The following is a 15,640-nucleotide window of genomic DNA, read 5'->3' on the forward strand; positions in this document are numbered from 1 at the left end:
TATGCAATGTCATCGTATCGAAGAGCTGCTGGAGTTGTTGCAGCCTGCCTGGATCAAGGAACAGGATCTCAGCCTGGTGCAGTTTGTTGCCAAACTGGCCCAAGAAGCGGGATTTGAAGGGCCTCTGTCCGAGCTGACCGACGACATGCTGATCTATCACCTCAAGATGCGGGAATCCGACAAGCAGGCGATGATCCCGGGTCTGGCCAAGGATCATGTGCCCGATTTCAAAGAGGCGCTGCTCAAGGCGCGCGGTATCAAATAAGCCATTTAGCCGGTCGCATCAGAAAGGCCTCAATGGAATCTAAAAAAGGTGTTTCGTCAACAGGCGAAACGCCTTTTTTGTTAATGAAATTTGCGATCCAACGCCAACATTAGATACATCTAATCCACACGGTTAGCAGGTTGTTTAAGATATAATCCGCGCCATAACAATTAAGGGAGCGATGTCTTGCAATGGCCGACCACGATAAAATCGATATCAAGGACGTCACCGACAAGGGCGTAACCGGGACCTTCAACCCCAATACGTTCAAAGCCAGCGACGACAGATTCAATCCGGGCAACCGCATCTATGTGCGGGCCCAGAAAGGGTATTGGCAGCGGATGCGCAAGGCCATGGGCTGGTTCTTTGTGGCGCTGTTCGTGCTGCTGCCCTGGCTGCGTTACGACGGGCGACAGGCGGTGCTGTTCGACCTCGGTCACCAGCAGTTCCATATATTTGGCGCCACCATCTGGCCGCAGGATCTGACCCTGCTCGCCTGGCTCTTCATGATCGCCGCCTTCGGACTCTTCTTTATTACCACCTTCCTCGGTCGGGTCTGGTGTGGCTATCTCTGCCCGCAGACGGTCTGGACCTTCATGTTCATCTGGTTTGAAGAGAAGCTGGAAGGGCCCGCCAACAAGCGGCGCAAGCTGGACGAGGCGCCCTGGAGCGGCGAGAAGCTGGCCCGCAAGGGAGCCAAGCATCTGGCCTGGCTGGCGATCTCGCTGGTGACCGGCCTGACTTTCGTCGCCTACTTCCAGGATGTAACTGAACTGGTGCCGGATCTCTTCACCCTGCAGGCCAGCGGATGGGTGCTGTTCTGGGTGCTCTTCTTCACCATCATCACCTACGGCAACGCAGGCTGGATGCGTGCCATCATGTGTATCCACATGTGCCCCTATGCCCGCTTCCAGTCCGCCATGTTCGACAAGGACACCTTCATCGTCGGCTATGACACCAAGCGTGGCGAGACCCGTGGCGCCCGCTCCCGCAAGGCGGATCCCAAGGCGATGGGGCTGGGCGACTGTATCGACTGCGATCTCTGCGTGCAGGTCTGCCCGACCGGTATCGACATCCGCGACGGCCTGCAGTACGAGTGCATCAACTGCGGTGCCTGCGTCGATGCCTGCGACCAGACCATGGAGCGGATGGGCTACCCGAAAGGGCTCATCAGTTACACCACCGAGCACAAGCTGGCCAACGACTCCACCCATGTGGCGCGGCCCAAGTTGATTGGTTACGGGCTGGTGATGGCGGTGATGCTGGGGGTCTTTGTCTACAACGCCATGTCCATCATGCCGATGGGGCTCGATATCCTGCGGGATCGCAACCAGCTGTTCCGCGAAAACAGCGAGGGGCTGATTGAGAACACCTACACCCTCAAGATCCTCAACAAGACCCTGCAGTCCCAGACCTACCAGCTGGATGTGGAGGGCTTGCCCGAGTATCAGTGGTTCGGCCCCCGTGAAGTGACCCTGAAGGCGGGCGAGATCTACACCCTGCCGGTCAGTCTGGCGGTCGATCCCTACAACCTGAAACGGCCGGCGCTGGATATCCAGTTCGTGCTGAAACGGGAGGGGGCGGCGCCCGACGACAGCAAGGGCAACCTGCGCCAGGGCAGCAAGTTTATCAGCCGGTTGTAACTGCGTGTGATTGCGGGCCGGGCGTGACACCAGTCCGGTCACCAGTGAGCACGGCAATGCCGGTCAGTAGTGATAGAATGGGGCGCAACGGCGCCCCTTTCTTATGGTGGATGACATGCGTTTCAACTATTCCGACCTAAATCCCGACCTCATCATGGATGCGCTCGATCTCAGTGGCCTGCGGCTCGACTCCGGCCTTATCGAGCTCAACAGCTACGAAAACCGGGTCTACCAGTTTCAGGATGAGGATCGTCGCCGCTATGTGGTGAAGTTCTACCGTCCCGGCCGCTGGAGCCGGGCCCAGATCCTCGAGGAGCACGAGTTTGCCACCCGTCTCGCGGAGGCTGAGATCCCGGTCGCCGCACCGCTCGCCTTCGCGGGCGAGACCCTGCTGGAGCACGAGGGCTACCCCTTTGCCATCTGGCAGAGCGTCGGTGGCCGCCAGTTCGAGGTGGATAATCTCGACCAGCTTGAGTGGGTGGGGCGTTTCCTCGGTCGCATTCATCAGATCGGCGCCAGCAAGCCGTTTCACCATCGGGTGCGGCTCGATGTGGAGAGTATGCTGCACGAACCGCGTCAGCTGCTGGCGTCTGGCGAATGGCTGCCAAGCGGGCTGGCGAAGCAATTCTTCGGGGTGCTCGACGAGCTGATCAAGCATGTCAGCGACGCCATGACGCTCGATGTGGCGCAGATCTCCCTGCATGGCGATTGCCACCCGGGCAACATCCTCTGGCGCGATGGCCCCATGTTTGTCGACCTCGATGATTGCCGCACCGGCCCCGCGATTCAGGATCTCTGGATGATGCTGAGCGGCGAGCGCCACGAGCAGCAGATCCAGCTCGACACCCTGCTGGCGGGCTACGAGGAGTTTATGGAGTTCGACTCGCGGGAGTTGGCGCTGATCGAGCCGCTGCGGGCGATGCGCATCGTTCACTACATGGCGTGGCTGGCACGGCGCTGGGAAGATCCCGCCTTCCCCCGTCACTTCCCCTGGTTCAATACCGATCACTACTGGCGTCAACAGATAGCGACACTGCACGATCAGCTGGAGGCACTCAAGGCGCCACCGTTGACCCTGATGCCAAACTGGTGAAATAGAAGGGATCTTGTGCGGCAAGGGGGACTCGATCTCCGGCCCTGACCATTGACGTCAGCATGGCGAAACAATAGGCTTGGCACTGCTTCGGTTCGCCGGGCGTGCCTCACAGTGATCCCTTAACAGGAAACATCATGAAAAAAGTTCTATTTTTCCTTGCTGCCATGCTGATGATCCCCATGGTTCACGCCGCCCCCGAGTTCAAGGAAGGCGTCAACTACGATGTGGTCAAACAGACTGGCAGTGCCCAGCCGGAAGTGATGGAGTTTTTCTCCTACTACTGCCCGCACTGCGCTACCTTCGAACCGATCGTTGAACAGTTGAAGGCCGGGTTGCCAGAGGGTGTGCCCCTCAAGAAGAACCCGGTTGCTTTCCTCGGTCGCGAGATGGGCCCCGAGATGCAGCGTGCCTACGCCGTTGCCAGCCTGCTCAACGCCGAAGCCAAGCTGACTCCGGCCATCTTCAACAAGATCCACACCCAGCGTCAGCCGCCGATGAGCCGTGACGATGTGAAGAAGATCTTCGTGGACAACGGCGTACCGGCTGAAGAGTTCGACGGTGCCGTCGACAGCTTCGCCGTCTCCGGCATGGTCTCCCAGTTCGATCGCAACACCGAGAGTTACAACATTCGCGGTGTACCGGCCTTCCTGGTGAACGGAAAGTACATGGTGAAGATTGAATCCATCACCTCTCAAGAGCAGTTCAACAAGCTGGTGCAGTTCCTGCTGGCCAAGAAAGACTGATACCCCTTGAGTCGATAAAAAAGCCCGCCGGTGCGAACCGGCGGGCTTTTTGTCTTCTGGCGATCTCGAAGATCAGACCCCGACGTGGAACGCCTGTTTGAGGTTGCGGATAAACTCCGCATCCCGGCAGAGGGTCTTTCCCGGGCTGTCGGAGATCTTGGCGACCGGGCCGCCATTGCACTCGATCAGCTTGAACACGATGTTCATCGGGCTGACACCGGGCAGATCGCAGGTGAGCTTGGTGCCGATACCGAAACTGGTGTTGATGCGGCCACGGAAGTGGCGGAACAGCTGCACCGCCTTGTCGAGGTTGAGCCCGTCGGAGAAGACCAGGGTCTTGTCGGTGGGGTCGATGCCAAGGCGCTGATAGTGGCTGATCGCCTTCTCGCCCCACACCACGGGATCGCCGGAGTCGTGACGCAAGCCCTGATAGCTGCTGGCCAGCTCGAAGTCGAAGTCGCGCAGGAAGGCATCCATGGTAATGCAGTCGGTCAGGGCGATGCCGAGATGGTCGGTGAACTCGTCCAGCCAGCTGGTGAGGGCGGCGCGCTGGCTGTGCTCCAGCGGGAAGCCGAGCTGCTGGTGCGCCTGGAACCACTCATGGGCCTGGGTGCCGACAGCGGGCAGCTTGTACTTCTGGGCCAGCATGTAGTTGCTGGTGCCGCGAAACGCCGGCAGCCGCTCCTTGAGGCGACCCACTACCGCATCCTGTACCGCGTGGGAGAAGCGGCGGCGGGTGCCGAAGTCGATGAGGTTGAACTCGCTCATCTCGTCGCGGCTCAGCTCCTTCTCCAGCTTGTCGATCTTCTGATCGAGCCGCTCCAGTGCGTGGCTGACGCCGAACTGGGGGTAGCGGAAGCGGTTGCGCATCTCGCTGATGATGGCGAGCACCGGGATCTCCCACAGGATCACATCCTGCCAGGGGCCCTCGACCCGCACATTGATACGACCATCCTGCTCGAACACCTTGAGCAGGGAGGCGTCTAGCGGCTTGCGGCGCAGGTGGTCGAGGTAGTCAGGGGTGAAGAAGGGGCGCTCGGCCAGAAAATCGAGCTCGGGCTTGGTCAGTCGCAGGGATCCGGCGAGGCGCAGTTGCTCCTCGATCTGCCCCATCATGGGCAGCAGATCCTCTTCATTGCGGCTGTGAAACTCGGCCACCACCTCGGCATCCGGATAGCGATGGAACACCGCCTGCTGCATATGCAGCTTGTAGGCGTCGGTGTCGAGCAGGCTGGTAAGAATCGGTGGCATATCAGGCTCCCCGCAGGCGGGCGAACGCCAGTTGCATAGGTAAATTGCAGGCGCCGCTATCGGACAGGCTGGTGAGGATGAGGGGCATATCAGGCGTCCAGCAGGCGTTGTACATCGATCAGGGTCTGGGCCAGTTCGGCCCCTGCCTCGATCATCTGGGTGTGGGCGCTGGCAACCGTCGCGGGGGCGATGCCACGGCAGGCATCGAGATGGACGATCACCCGGAAACCGGCGCGGCGCAGTTGCAGCACGCTGGTTTTGACACAGTAGTCGGTGGCGAGGCCGCCGACCAGTACGGTATCGACCTGGCGGGCTTGCAGAAATTCGATGAGTCCGGTGCTGCGCCGTTCTGCCAGGTCGTGGAAGCAGGTGCCGTAGGGATGGAGATCCGGCTCGACCCCCTTCCAGACGAAGAAGTCATAGTCGATGGGAGCGGGCAGGCCGTCGAGCAGCTCGAAGCCCTTGCTGCCCGGTACGCAGTGCACCGGCCAGGTGAGGTCGGCGTTGGGCAGATCCAGCGGCAACAGCATACCGGCAGGGTCAGAGACGGCCCAGTCGGCATTGGCAGGGTGAGAGTCCTTGCTGCCGATCCGCAGCGTGGCGAGGGTGGCCTGAGCGTTGAGCGCAGCCACAATATCATCACCGCCCGCGACGGGCAGTTCGTTCGGGCAGAGGGGGGTAAAGCCCTTCTGCGCATCAATATCCAGGCTGGCGACGGTTCCCATGATTGGCTCCTGCACATACTATTCGTGTGATATTATCTACCAAACATTAATGGAAGGCGAGCAGGGCGATCGGCATGCTGAGAATGAGTCTGGATATGGTGGTGCTGCGGTTGCATGAGGAGCGGCTCGAGCTGCTGCTCGAGACCCGCGATCGCCCCCCCTTTGCCCACTGCTGGCAACTGCCGGCGCTGCGCATCGACGAGACCCGGGATCGGGATCTGGATGCCGCCCAGCGCCGTCTGCTGGCGGAGTGGGGGCTCGGTCACTGCTACAGCGAGCAGGTCTGCACCCTCGGCAATCTGGAGCGGGATCCCCGCGGCTGGTCCACGACCCTGGTCTATCTCTGTCTGGTCGATCCGGAAGTGGAAGCGATCCACGGTTGCTGGCATCCGCTCGCCAACCTGCCGGGGCTGAGCCTCGCCTTCGACCATGTCCAGCTCATCGCCAAGGGGTTGGAGCGGCTGCGGATCAAGAGCCGTTACAGCACCCTGCCGCTACAACTGCTGGGGCCCGAGTTCACCCTCTCCGAGGTGCAGCGCGCCTTCGAAATCATCCTGCAAACACCCATGAATACGGCGGCATTTCGCAAGCGGATCCATCGCGCCGACATTCTGGTGGATACCGGCCGCAAGCGCACCGGCAAACAGCGCCCCGCCATTCTCTATCGGCTGGAGAGCCCCTGCTGCGTGATGTTCGATCAGGTGATGCATGGAGCGGAAGCATGAGTGAGACCGGCGTGCACAAGGTGCTGGTGAGTGCCTGCTTGCTTGGTCAGCCGGTGCGTTACGACGGTCAGAGCAAGGGGATTGTCAGCGACTGGCTGAGTGAGCTGGGTGCCGAGGGGCGGGTGCTGGCCTTCTGCCCCGAAGTGGCGGGCGGCTTGCCGACCCCGCGCCCCCCTGCCGAGCGACAGGGCGAGCTGGTAGTGACGGCGAGCGGGCTGGATGTGACTGAAGAGTTTGATCGCGGCGCCGAGCTGGCGTTGGCTATTTGTCAGGCGCAGGGCATTCGCTTCGCCCTGCTGAAAGAGGGGAGCCCCTCATGTGGCAGCGGCCGTATCTATAACGGCCGCTTCGAAGGTGTTTCTGTGGCGGGCGAGGGCAAGACCACTGCCCTGCTGCGCCGCCACGGGATTGCAGTCTTTTCCGAAGATCAGTTGGCCGAGTTGGCCTCGGCACTCTCTTTGGATTCCTCCCCGGATTTGGCGGCAACCGGCAGCGGTGACTGACCGCTCTGCCACCCCTCCAGCACCTCGTCCTTCTCCTGCCAGCGCTGGTTTAGCCACTCCTGAAAACCGCGCTTGAACTGCTTGTCGTTGAAGTAATCTCCAATCAGCTGCTCATTCACCGGCAGCTCCTCAATCCGCACCTGAATGCGTTTTACCCGTCCCATCAGGAAGTCCTTGAACGGGGTCTCGGCGTTGTCCGGATAGCGGATGGTGACGTTGATCAGGCTGTCGAACTGCTCGCCCATGGCTGCCAGCGTAAAGGCCAGCCCCGCCGCCTTGGGCGGCATCAGGTGACGATAGCGGGAGCGGGCCGCATCCCGTTTCTGCTCGGTGAAACGGGTCCCTTCCACGAAGTTGATGACGGTAGTGGGGATGTGGCGGAACTTCTCGCAGGCGTTGCGGGTGGTCTCGATATCCTTGCCGCGCAGGTGCGGGTTCTTCAGCAAAAACTCCCGTGAGTAGCGACGCATAAAGGGCATATCGAGCCCCCAGCAGGCGAGCCCCAGCAGCGGTATGTAGATCAGCTCGTGCTTCATGAAGAACTTGGGCACCGGCAGCCTATCGCGGAACAGGTGGCCGAGCACCACGATATCGGTCCAGCTCATATGGTTGCTGATGATGAGATACCAGCCATCCTTGCGCAGCCTGGTGCTGTCCTCCACCTGCCAGTCGATGCGGGTGGTGAGGCGGATCACCAGCGCATTGCAGGCCAGCCACAGGCGCATGAAGCGGTTGTTGAGGCGGCTGCAGGCGCGGCTAAAGACCGGGATCGGCAGCAGCAGTTTGGCCAGCGACACCAGCAGGATCAGGCTGGCGCACAAGGCGGTGAAAAGGATGGTCAGGCCCGCGCTGATGATCAGCACCAGCGGGCCGGGAAGCAGGGATAGCATGAATGTTTACTGCGCCTTGGTTGCCAGCAGTTGGCTCAGGGTCTGGTCCTTTTCGTGCCAGATCCCGTTCAACCACTGTTGAAACTCTTGTTGGAACTCGGGGTCATTGAAGTAATCCCCCACCAGCTTGCGGTCGATCGGCAAATAGCGGACCTGAACCTTGATTTGCCCGACCCGGCCGCACATGAAGTCCCAGTAGCTGGGGATGCCGTCCGGATAGGCGATGGTGACATCCACCAGTTGATGCAACTGGTCACCCATGGCTGCCAGGGTAAAGGCGATGCCGCCTGCTTTCGGTTGGAGCAGGTGACGATAGGGCGAACCCTGCTTCTGATGTTTGCCCTTGGTGAAGCGGGTGCCTTCGACGAAGTTCATCACACTCACCGGAATGTGGCGGAACCTGGCACAGGCTTTACGGGTTGTTTCTATGTCTTTTCCCTTCAGATGGGGATGTTTTTCCAGAAATTTTCTGGAATATCGCCGCATGAAGGGGAAGTCGAGCGCCCACCATGCCAGACCGAGAAAAGGTACCCAAATCAGCTCTTTCTTGAGGAAAAACTTCAGGAAGGGGATTTTTTGGTTAAAAACCCGCTGCAGTACCAGTATGTCGACCCAGGATTGATGGTTGGCAATCACCATATACCACTCATTCCGGCGCCCTTTGTCCACTCCGACCACCTCGAAAGGAGTTTTGATGATGGTTTTCTGGATCAGATTGTTGAAACCGATCCAGCAGCTGGCACAGCCATCCAGCAGCCAGTTGCAGAGGGTGCGCCACCCCTTGAGGGGGAGCAGGAGCTTGAGCAGACCCAGCGAGAAGATGGGGACAAACCAGAAGAGGGTGTTGAAAAAATAGAGCAGGGTGGAGAGGCTGCCGCGCAGTCGCTCTGTCAGCTTGTTGGGCATGAGTCGGGTCCGTCTTGCTGTCGATAAAGGGCCATCAAGTGGTCAGATCTGTGGCCATAATATCAGCCGATTGCCCGTGAGACCATTCAGAGCCGTTACGGGGTCGGACTCACCCTTTCCCTGCTGTCAGCTGCTGCGCAATCGCGACAGCAGCCTGTCCATGGCGCGATAACCGAGCGCTTCGATAAGATGCTCCTTGCCGATGGCGGGTTGCCCGGCCAGATCGGCGATGGTGCGTGACACCCGCAGGATGCGATGCCAGGCCCGGATGCTGAGCCCCAGCTTCTGGATGGCGTTCTCCAAAAATTCGGCATCTTGCGGTGATAAGCGGCAAATATCCTCTATCTCACGGCTATCCAGCAGGTTGTTGAGCTTGCCGTTACGGCTCAGCATACGCTCTCTCGCCACCAGCACCCGATCGCGGATCTGCTGGCTCGATTCCCCTCGCTCCGCCTTGCCGGTCAGGCTCCCCTTGGGCAGCAGTGGCACCTCCACCGTCAGGTCAAAGCGGTCGAGAAAGGGGCCGGAGAGTTTGCCGAGGTAGCGCAGGATCTGATCCGGGCTGGAGCGGGTCTGGCCATCGCCATAGTGGCCGCAGGGGCTGGGATTCATGGCACCGACCAGCTGGAAGCGGGCGGGAAAATCCACCTGCCGGGCGGCCCGGCTGATGGTGATGTGGCCCGTCTCCAGCGGCTCGCGCAGGGAGTCGAGCACCTTGCGCTCGAACTCGGGCAATTCATCCAAAAACAGCACCCCGTTGTGGGCCAACGAAATTTCGCCGGGCCGCGGGTGGCTGCCACCGCCCACCAGCGCCACTGCCGAGGCACTGTGGTGCGGCGTGCGGTATGGCCTGTGGTGCCAGTGACCGGCGCGCGGGGTGAGGCCGCCGATGGAGTGGATGGCGGCGGTCTGCTGCGCCTCCTGCTCGCTGAGCGGCGGCAGAATGCCGGGCAATCGGCTCGCCAGCATGCTCTTGCCGGTGCCGGGCGGGCCGATGAACAGCAGGTTGTGGCTGCCGGCGGCGGCGATCTCCAGTGCCCGCTTGGCCTGTGACTGGCCGATCACATCCTGCAGGTCTGGCACATCGGGCAGGCTCTCCGCGCTTTGGGGATTCGGCAGTGGCAGTTCGTATTGTCCTGCCAGCCAGGCGGTGACTGCCAGCAGCTGGTGGGCGGTGCGCACCTCGGCATCCTGAATGAGGGAGGCTTCGGGGCCGTTCTCCCGCGGCACCAGCAGAGTGCGTCCCGCATCCCGGCAGGCGAGTACGGCAGGCAGTACCCCGAGTACGGGGCGGATCTCTCCGGTCAGGGCCAATTCCCCTAAAAATTCGTGATCGAGCAGATATTTTGCCGGTATCTGCTTGGAAGCGGCGAGAATGCCGATAGCGATAGCCAGATCGAAGCGGCCTCCCTCCTTGGGCAGATCGGCGGGGGCCAGATTGACCGTGATGTGTTTGCTCGGGAACTCGAAGTTGCCGTTGAGCAGGGCGCTGCGCACCCGATCCCGCGACTCCTTCACCGAGGTTTCCGGCAGGCCGACCATGTTGAAGGCGGGCAGGCCGTTGGAGAGGTGAACTTCCACTGTAACTTGCGGGGCCGCGATCCCGAGGCTGGCACGGCTATAAACCACAGCTAATGACATAAATCCCGTCCTTGAGTTGATATATGTTCTGACTAACTGCTTGTTGTTGGTTTTTTATTCCAGAGTTCCGGCTGAGGAATAGCCAAAATCAGTGGGTTGTCACAGAAAAAAGGCTTGCCCAATAAAAATCACCGTGCTAGTTCTAATAGCCATTAGCGGTAGAAACCGCCCCAATTTCACAGGATTTCCGGTTGTAACTATGAACATGGCCTCCCGTTTCGTCAGCATTATTGTGGTCCTAGTGGTGATTATTATCTCACCGCTCGGGGCTCGTTTAGCTGCACGGAACAAGGGATAGACCCACCACCGGACAGAACGAAACAAGCGACCCCCGAGCCTCACAGCTCGGGGGTTTTTTTTCGACCAAAGGACAGGATTTTCCACATGAACGGCGCGCAGTTTTTGGTACAGGCTCTCAAGAAACAGGGTGTGACCCAGGTGTTTGGTTACCCGGGCGGGGCCATCATGCCGGTCTACGATGCCCTGTATGACGGTGGTCTGGCCCATCAGCTCTGCCGCCACGAGCAGGGTGCCGCCATGGCCGCGGTCGGTTATGCCCGCGCATCCGGTCAGGTGGGAGTCTGCATCGCTACCTCCGGCCCCGGCGCCACCAATCTGGTGACCGGTCTGGCGGAGGCGCTGCTCGATTCGGTGCCGCTGGTGGCCATCAGCGGTCAGGTGCCCTGTTCCGCCATCGGCACCGATGCGTTTCAGGAGGTCGACGTGCTCGGCATGTCCCTCTCCTGTACCAAGCACTCCTTTATGGTGACCGATGCCGCCGATCTGGGGCGAGTGCTGGCAGAAGCTTTCGCCATCGCCACCGAAGGTCGCCCCGGCCCTGTGCTGATCGATCTCCCCAAGGATGTGCAACTGGCCGCGGTGCCTGCCCAGGGCCCGCTGTTTGCAGTGGAAGAGCCGGAGGTGCTCAACCCCTCGGATCTGGCCGCGGCCCGCACCCTGCTGGCTGCCGCCGAGCGTCCGGTGCTTTACGTCGGTGGCGGGGTAGGCATGGCCAATGCCGAGCAGCAGTTGCGTGACTTTGCTGCCGTCACCGGCATGCCAGCGGTCACCACCCTCAAGGGAATTGGTGCGCTCGACCCCGACAGCCCTGTTTATCTGGGCATGCTCGGCATGCACGGCACCAAGGCGGCCAACTACGCGGTGCAGCAGTGCGATCTGCTGCTGGTGGTAGGGGCTCGTTTCGATGATCGGGTGACCGGCAAGCTGGAGGAGTTTGCTCCCGAGGCCAAGGTGATCCATCTCGATGTGGACGCCGCAGAGTTCGGCAAGCGCCGCGCTGCCGAGGTGGGGATCACCACGGACTTCAAACAGGTGCTGCCGCGCCTCGCCATGACTCTCGACATTGCCCCCTGGCGTGAACACTGTGCCGCCATGGCCCGCGAATATGCGTTTCGCTACGACCATCCGGGTCAGGCCATCTATGCGCCGGCCCTGCTCAAGCAGCTCTCCGCCCGGCTGCCGGAGAGCAGCGTGGTGGCCTGCGACGTGGGTCAGCACCAGATGTGGGTGGCCCAGCATATGCGCTTCACCAGCCCGCGCAACCACCTCTCCAGCGCCGGCCTCGGCACCATGGGCTTTGGTCTGCCCGCCGCCATCGGGGCCAAGATGTCGCGCCCGGAGGATGAAGTGGTGCTGGTGAGCGGTGACGGCTCTTTCATGATGAATGTGCAGGAGCTTGGCACCATCCGCCGCGCCCAGCTCAAGGTGAAGATGGTGCTGCTGGATAATCAGCGTCTCGGCATGGTGCGCCAGTGGCAGGAACTGTTCTTCGACGGCCGCTATAGCGAGACCATCCTCTCCGACAACCCCGATTTCGTCGCCCTGGCTGCCGCTTTCGGCATTCCGGGCGAGACCATCACATGCAAGGAGCAGATAGCCGGCGCCCTCGATCGCCTGCTGGCAAGCGAGAGTGCCTACCTGCTGCATGTGGCCATTTCAGAGGAAGAAAACGTCTGGCCCCTGGTTCCGCCGGGAGTCGCCAACCACCAGATGATGGAGCAACGCCCATGAACCCGCACACCCTTGCCCAGCCAGCATTTGCACAGCACACCCTGCATATCCATGCCCAGCCCAGACCCGAAGTGATGGAGCGGGTGTTGCGGGTGGTGCGCCACCGCGGCTTCAATCTCTGCGCCTTGAATATGGAGCAGGATTGCCAACAGCTGCGGATCACGGTTACTGTCGAGTCGGTGCGTCCCATCCAGCAGTTGTGGAGCCAGCTGGTGAAGCTGGTGGACGTCTCCCGGGTCGATGCACTGGAACAGCAACCCCGGATCAGAGCTTAAGGAGCCAAGCCAATGTCACAGCCTTCCCAATCCGCCACTCACCCGCAATACATCTGGTTCAACGGCAAACTGGTGCCCTGGCAGGATGCCCAGGTGCACGTGATGAGCCACGCCCTGCACTACGGCTCCTCGGTGTTCGAGGGGGTACGCGCCTACGACACCCCCAAGGGGACCTGCATCTTTCGTCTGCAGGAGCACACCCGCCGCCTGTTCGACTCCGCCAAAATCTACTGGATGGACGTCCCATACAGCGAGTCCGAAGTTAATGAAGCCTGCCGCACCGTGGTGCGCGAGAACGGCCTGAAGAGCGGCTACCTGCGCCCGCTGGCCTTTGTCGGCAATGTGGGGCTGGGGCTGCATCCGCCGCTGGATGCCAAGGCTGACCTGATGGTCGCCGCTCTGCCGTGGGGCGCCTATCTGGGGGAAGAGGGACTGAAAAACGGGGTGGATGTCTGCGTCACCTCATGGAACCGGCTCGCTCCCAACACCATTCCCACCGGCGCCAAGGCGGGCGGCAACTACCTCTCTTCCCAGCTGATCAGCCGCGAGGCCAAGCGCAACGGCTTCGCCGAGGGGCTGGCACTGGATGTGAATGGCTACCTGAGCGAAGGGGCGGGGGAGAACCTGTTCCTGGTGAAGAACGGCGTACTGTTCACCCCGCCTGCTACCGCTGCCATCCTGCCCGGCATCACCCGCGACACCATCATGACGCTCGCGCGTGACTTGGGTTACGAGGTGCGCGAGCAGGCGCTGCCCCGCGAGGCGCTCTATGTGGCGGACGAGATCTTCATGACCGGCACCGCCGCCGAGGTGACCCCGGTGCGCTCCGTCGATCGGATGAAGGTGGGCGTTGGCAGCCGTGGCCCGGTGACAGAGCAGCTGCAAAACGCCTTCTTCGGCCTGTTTAACGGCCAGACCGAGGACAAGTGGGGCTGGCTGACGCCCGTCAACGACTGATGAGAGAGGGGAGGCGTCATGCCTCCCCGAGTCGCTTCCGGTGAGCGCTTCCCTGAGGAGTCTTCACCAGGGTCGATTCCGATCCACTCGTATCATCACCGCATAACGCATCGAGCCCATATGGGCATTCAGGGAGTAGAGACAATGCCGAAGTTGAGATCCGCCACCACCACCCACGGACGTAACATGGCCGGGGCCCGCGCCCTTTGGCGTGCTACCGGAATGACCGATCAGGATTTCGGCAAGCCTATCATCGCCGTGGTCAACTCCTTCACCCAGTTTGTACCGGGTCACGTCCACCTCAAGGATCTGGGCCAGCTGGTGGCGCGCGAGATCGAAGCCGCGGGGGGCGTTGCCAAAGAGTTCAACACCATCGCCGTGGATGACGGCATCGCCATGGGCCACGGCGGCATGCTCTACTCCCTGCCATCGCGGGAGCTGATCGCCGACTCGGTGGAGTACATGGTCAACGCCCACTGCGCCGACGCCATGGTCTGCATCTCCAACTGCGACAAGATCACCCCGGGGATGCTGATGGCCGCCCTGCGTATCAATATCCCGGTCATTTTTGTCTCCGGCGGCCCGATGGAAGCGGGCAAGACCAAGCTCTCCGACCAGATCATCAAGCTGGATCTGGTGGATGCCATGATCCAGGGCGCCGACCCCAAGGTGTCGGATGCCCAGAGCGAACAGGTTGAGCGCAGTGCCTGCCCTACTTGCGGCTCCTGCTCCGGCATGTTTACCGCCAACTCCATGAACTGCCTGACCGAGGCGCTCGGCCTCTCCCAGCCGGGCAACGGCTCCATGCTGGCGACCCACGCCGATCGCGAGCAGCTGTTCAAGCTGGCAGGCCAGCGCATCGTGACTTTGGCCAAGCGCTGGTATGAGCAGGACGATGCCTCGGCACTGCCGCGCAATATCGCCACCAAGGCGGCGTTCGAGAACGCCATGGCGCTGGATATCGCCATGGGCGGCTCCACCAATACCGTGCTGCACCTGTTGGCGGCGGCGCAGGAGGCCGGGGTCGACTTCACCATGGCCGATATCGACCGTATGTCCCGCAAGGTGCCGCAGCTCTGCAAGGTGGCACCCTCCACCCAGAAGTACCATATGGAAGATGTACACCGCGCCGGCGGCGTGGTCGCCATTCTGGGTCAGCTGGAAAAAGCGGGTCTGGTGCACGGGGATACCCGTACCGTGCTGGGTTGCTCCCTCGTCGAACAGCTCGATGAATATGACGTCAGCCGCCAGCCGAGTCAGGAGGTTGTGGACTTCTACCGCGCCGGCCCTGCCGGGATCCGCACCACCAAGGCGTTCAGTCAGGATTGCCGCTGGCCGGAGCTGGATCTGGACAGAGCCGAAGGGTGCATCCGCTCGCTGGATAATGCCTATAGCCAGGAGGGCGGCCTCGCCGTGCTTTCCGGCAACCTCGCGGTCAACGGCGCCATTGTCAAGACCGCCGGGGTGGATGAGGAGAACCTCACCTTCCGTGGCCCGGCACGGGTGTTCGAGAGTCAGGAGAGCGCGGTGAACGGCATCCTCGACGGTACAGTTAAAGCGGGCGAGGTAGTGGTGATCCGCTACGAAGGGCCGAAAGGGGGCCCGGGCATGCAAGAGATGCTCTACCCCACCACCTATCTGAAATCCATGGGGCTCGGCAAGGCGTGCGCCCTGATCACCGATGGTCGCTTCTCCGGCGGTACCTCGGGCCTCTCTATCGGCCACGTCTCGCCGGAAGCCGCTTCTGGCGGCACCATAGGTCTGGTGGAGGATGGCGACATCATCAGCATCAATATCCCGGCCCGCAGCATGGTGCTGGAGGTGGCCGACAGCGTGCTGGCCGCCCGCCGTGTCGCCGTGGAAGCCCGTGGCTGGAAGCCGCTCGATCGTCAGCGCCAGGTCTCCTTTGCCCTGCGTGCCTACGCCATGTTCGCCACCAGCGCCGATAAAGGCGCGGTTCGCGATCGCTCGATGCTGGGGGAATAAATC

General features: G+C 61.5%; 15 protein-coding genes. 10 read left to right on the forward strand and 5 right to left on the reverse strand.

Annotated elements, in window-relative coordinates:
- The first annotated feature begins 1 nt into the window (after window position 1).
- The 4 genes from G5137_RS17465 to G5137_RS17480 all read left to right on the forward strand — a co-directional run bounded on the left by G5137_RS17465 (window position 2) and on the right by G5137_RS17480 (window position 3,747).
- Window positions 2-265 (forward strand): YihD family protein, encoded by a 264-nt coding sequence (locus tag G5137_RS17465; RefSeq protein WP_005339598.1) that lies wholly within the window; start codon window positions 2-4, stop codon window positions 263-265.
- A gap of 191 nt (window positions 266-456) precedes the next feature.
- Entirely contained in the window at window positions 457-1,908 is a 1,452-nt protein-coding gene (gene ccoG / locus G5137_RS17470) for a cytochrome c oxidase accessory protein CcoG (protein ID WP_005356121.1), read from the forward strand.
- Between the two features lie 103 nt (window positions 1,909-2,011).
- Window positions 2,012-3,001, forward strand: a complete 990-nt coding sequence (locus G5137_RS17475) for a serine/threonine protein kinase (protein ID WP_058058952.1) — start codon at window positions 2,012-2,014, stop codon at window positions 2,999-3,001.
- A 137-nt stretch (window positions 3,002-3,138) separates the two neighbouring features.
- Window positions 3,139-3,747 carry a thiol:disulfide interchange protein DsbA/DsbL gene (locus tag G5137_RS17480; protein WP_005356138.1) on the forward strand — a complete coding sequence of 203 codons (609 nt, stop codon included), beginning with the start codon at window positions 3,139-3,141 and terminating at the stop codon, window positions 3,745-3,747.
- Between the two features lie 72 nt (window positions 3,748-3,819).
- Here the strand turns inward: G5137_RS17480 and pncB are convergent, their stop codons facing one another.
- A complete protein-coding gene (gene pncB, locus G5137_RS17485; RefSeq protein ID WP_042062464.1) occupies window positions 3,820-4,998 on the reverse strand; it encodes a nicotinate phosphoribosyltransferase in 1,179 nt (392 codons plus the stop codon).
- Between the two features lie 89 nt (window positions 4,999-5,087).
- Entirely contained in the window at window positions 5,088-5,723 is a 636-nt protein-coding gene (locus G5137_RS17490; RefSeq protein ID WP_005356142.1) for a nicotinamidase, read from the reverse strand.
- Between the two features lie 74 nt (window positions 5,724-5,797).
- Between G5137_RS17490 and G5137_RS17495 the strand changes: the two genes are divergently transcribed.
- Complete coding sequence (locus tag G5137_RS17495) at window positions 5,798-6,448, forward strand: NUDIX hydrolase (RefSeq protein ID WP_005339607.1); 651 nt, start codon at window positions 5,798-5,800, stop codon at window positions 6,446-6,448.
- The gene (locus tag G5137_RS17500; protein WP_224969114.1) at window positions 6,445-6,951 is read left to right on the forward strand and encodes a DUF523 domain-containing protein; all 507 of its coding nucleotides are present in this window, start codon (window positions 6,445-6,447) and stop codon (window positions 6,949-6,951) included. Before G5137_RS17495 ends, G5137_RS17500 begins: the two co-directional genes overlap by 4 nt.
- Here G5137_RS17500 and G5137_RS17505 read toward each other — a convergent pair.
- The 3 genes from G5137_RS17505 to G5137_RS17515 form a co-directional block, all read right to left on the reverse strand.
- A complete protein-coding gene (locus G5137_RS17505) occupies window positions 6,876-7,841 on the reverse strand; it encodes an acyltransferase (RefSeq protein WP_421255729.1) in 966 nt (321 codons plus the stop codon). The two genes, G5137_RS17500 and G5137_RS17505, sit on opposite strands and share 76 nt — an antisense overlap.
- 6 nt (window positions 7,842-7,847) lie before the next feature.
- Window positions 7,848-8,747 (reverse strand): acyltransferase, encoded by a 900-nt coding sequence (locus G5137_RS17510; protein ID WP_005356150.1) that lies wholly within the window; start codon window positions 8,745-8,747, stop codon window positions 7,848-7,850.
- A 126-nt stretch (window positions 8,748-8,873) separates the two neighbouring features.
- Window positions 8,874-10,388, reverse strand: a complete 1,515-nt coding sequence (locus G5137_RS17515) for a YifB family Mg chelatase-like AAA ATPase (RefSeq protein WP_194494738.1) — start codon at window positions 10,386-10,388, stop codon at window positions 8,874-8,876.
- Window positions 10,389-10,772: 384 nt separating this feature from the next.
- Here G5137_RS17515 and ilvG point away from each other — a divergent pair, with 384 nt between their 5' ends.
- The 4 genes from ilvG (at window position 10,773) to ilvD (ending at window position 15,637) form a co-directional block, all read left to right on the forward strand.
- Window positions 10,773-12,419, forward strand: coding sequence for an acetolactate synthase 2 catalytic subunit (ilvG, locus tag G5137_RS17520; RefSeq protein WP_421255730.1), 1,647 nt, complete (start codon window positions 10,773-10,775; stop codon window positions 12,417-12,419).
- Complete coding sequence (gene ilvM / locus G5137_RS17525) at window positions 12,416-12,694, forward strand: acetolactate synthase 2 small subunit (protein ID WP_005342011.1); 279 nt, start codon at window positions 12,416-12,418, stop codon at window positions 12,692-12,694. Before ilvG ends, ilvM begins: the two co-directional genes overlap by 4 nt.
- 12 nt (window positions 12,695-12,706) lie before the next feature.
- The gene (locus G5137_RS17530) at window positions 12,707-13,651 is read left to right on the forward strand and encodes a branched-chain amino acid transaminase (protein ID WP_421255731.1); all 945 of its coding nucleotides are present in this window, start codon (window positions 12,707-12,709) and stop codon (window positions 13,649-13,651) included.
- A gap of 144 nt (window positions 13,652-13,795) precedes the next feature.
- Complete coding sequence (gene ilvD, locus G5137_RS17535) at window positions 13,796-15,637, forward strand: dihydroxy-acid dehydratase (RefSeq protein ID WP_257696752.1); 1,842 nt, start codon at window positions 13,796-13,798, stop codon at window positions 15,635-15,637.
- Window positions 15,638-15,640: the final 3 nt, after the last annotated feature.

It is taken from the genome of Aeromonas sp. 600282 (assembly GCF_049175755.1).
Classification (GTDB): Bacteria; Pseudomonadota; Gammaproteobacteria; order Enterobacterales; family Aeromonadaceae; genus Aeromonas; species Aeromonas veronii_A.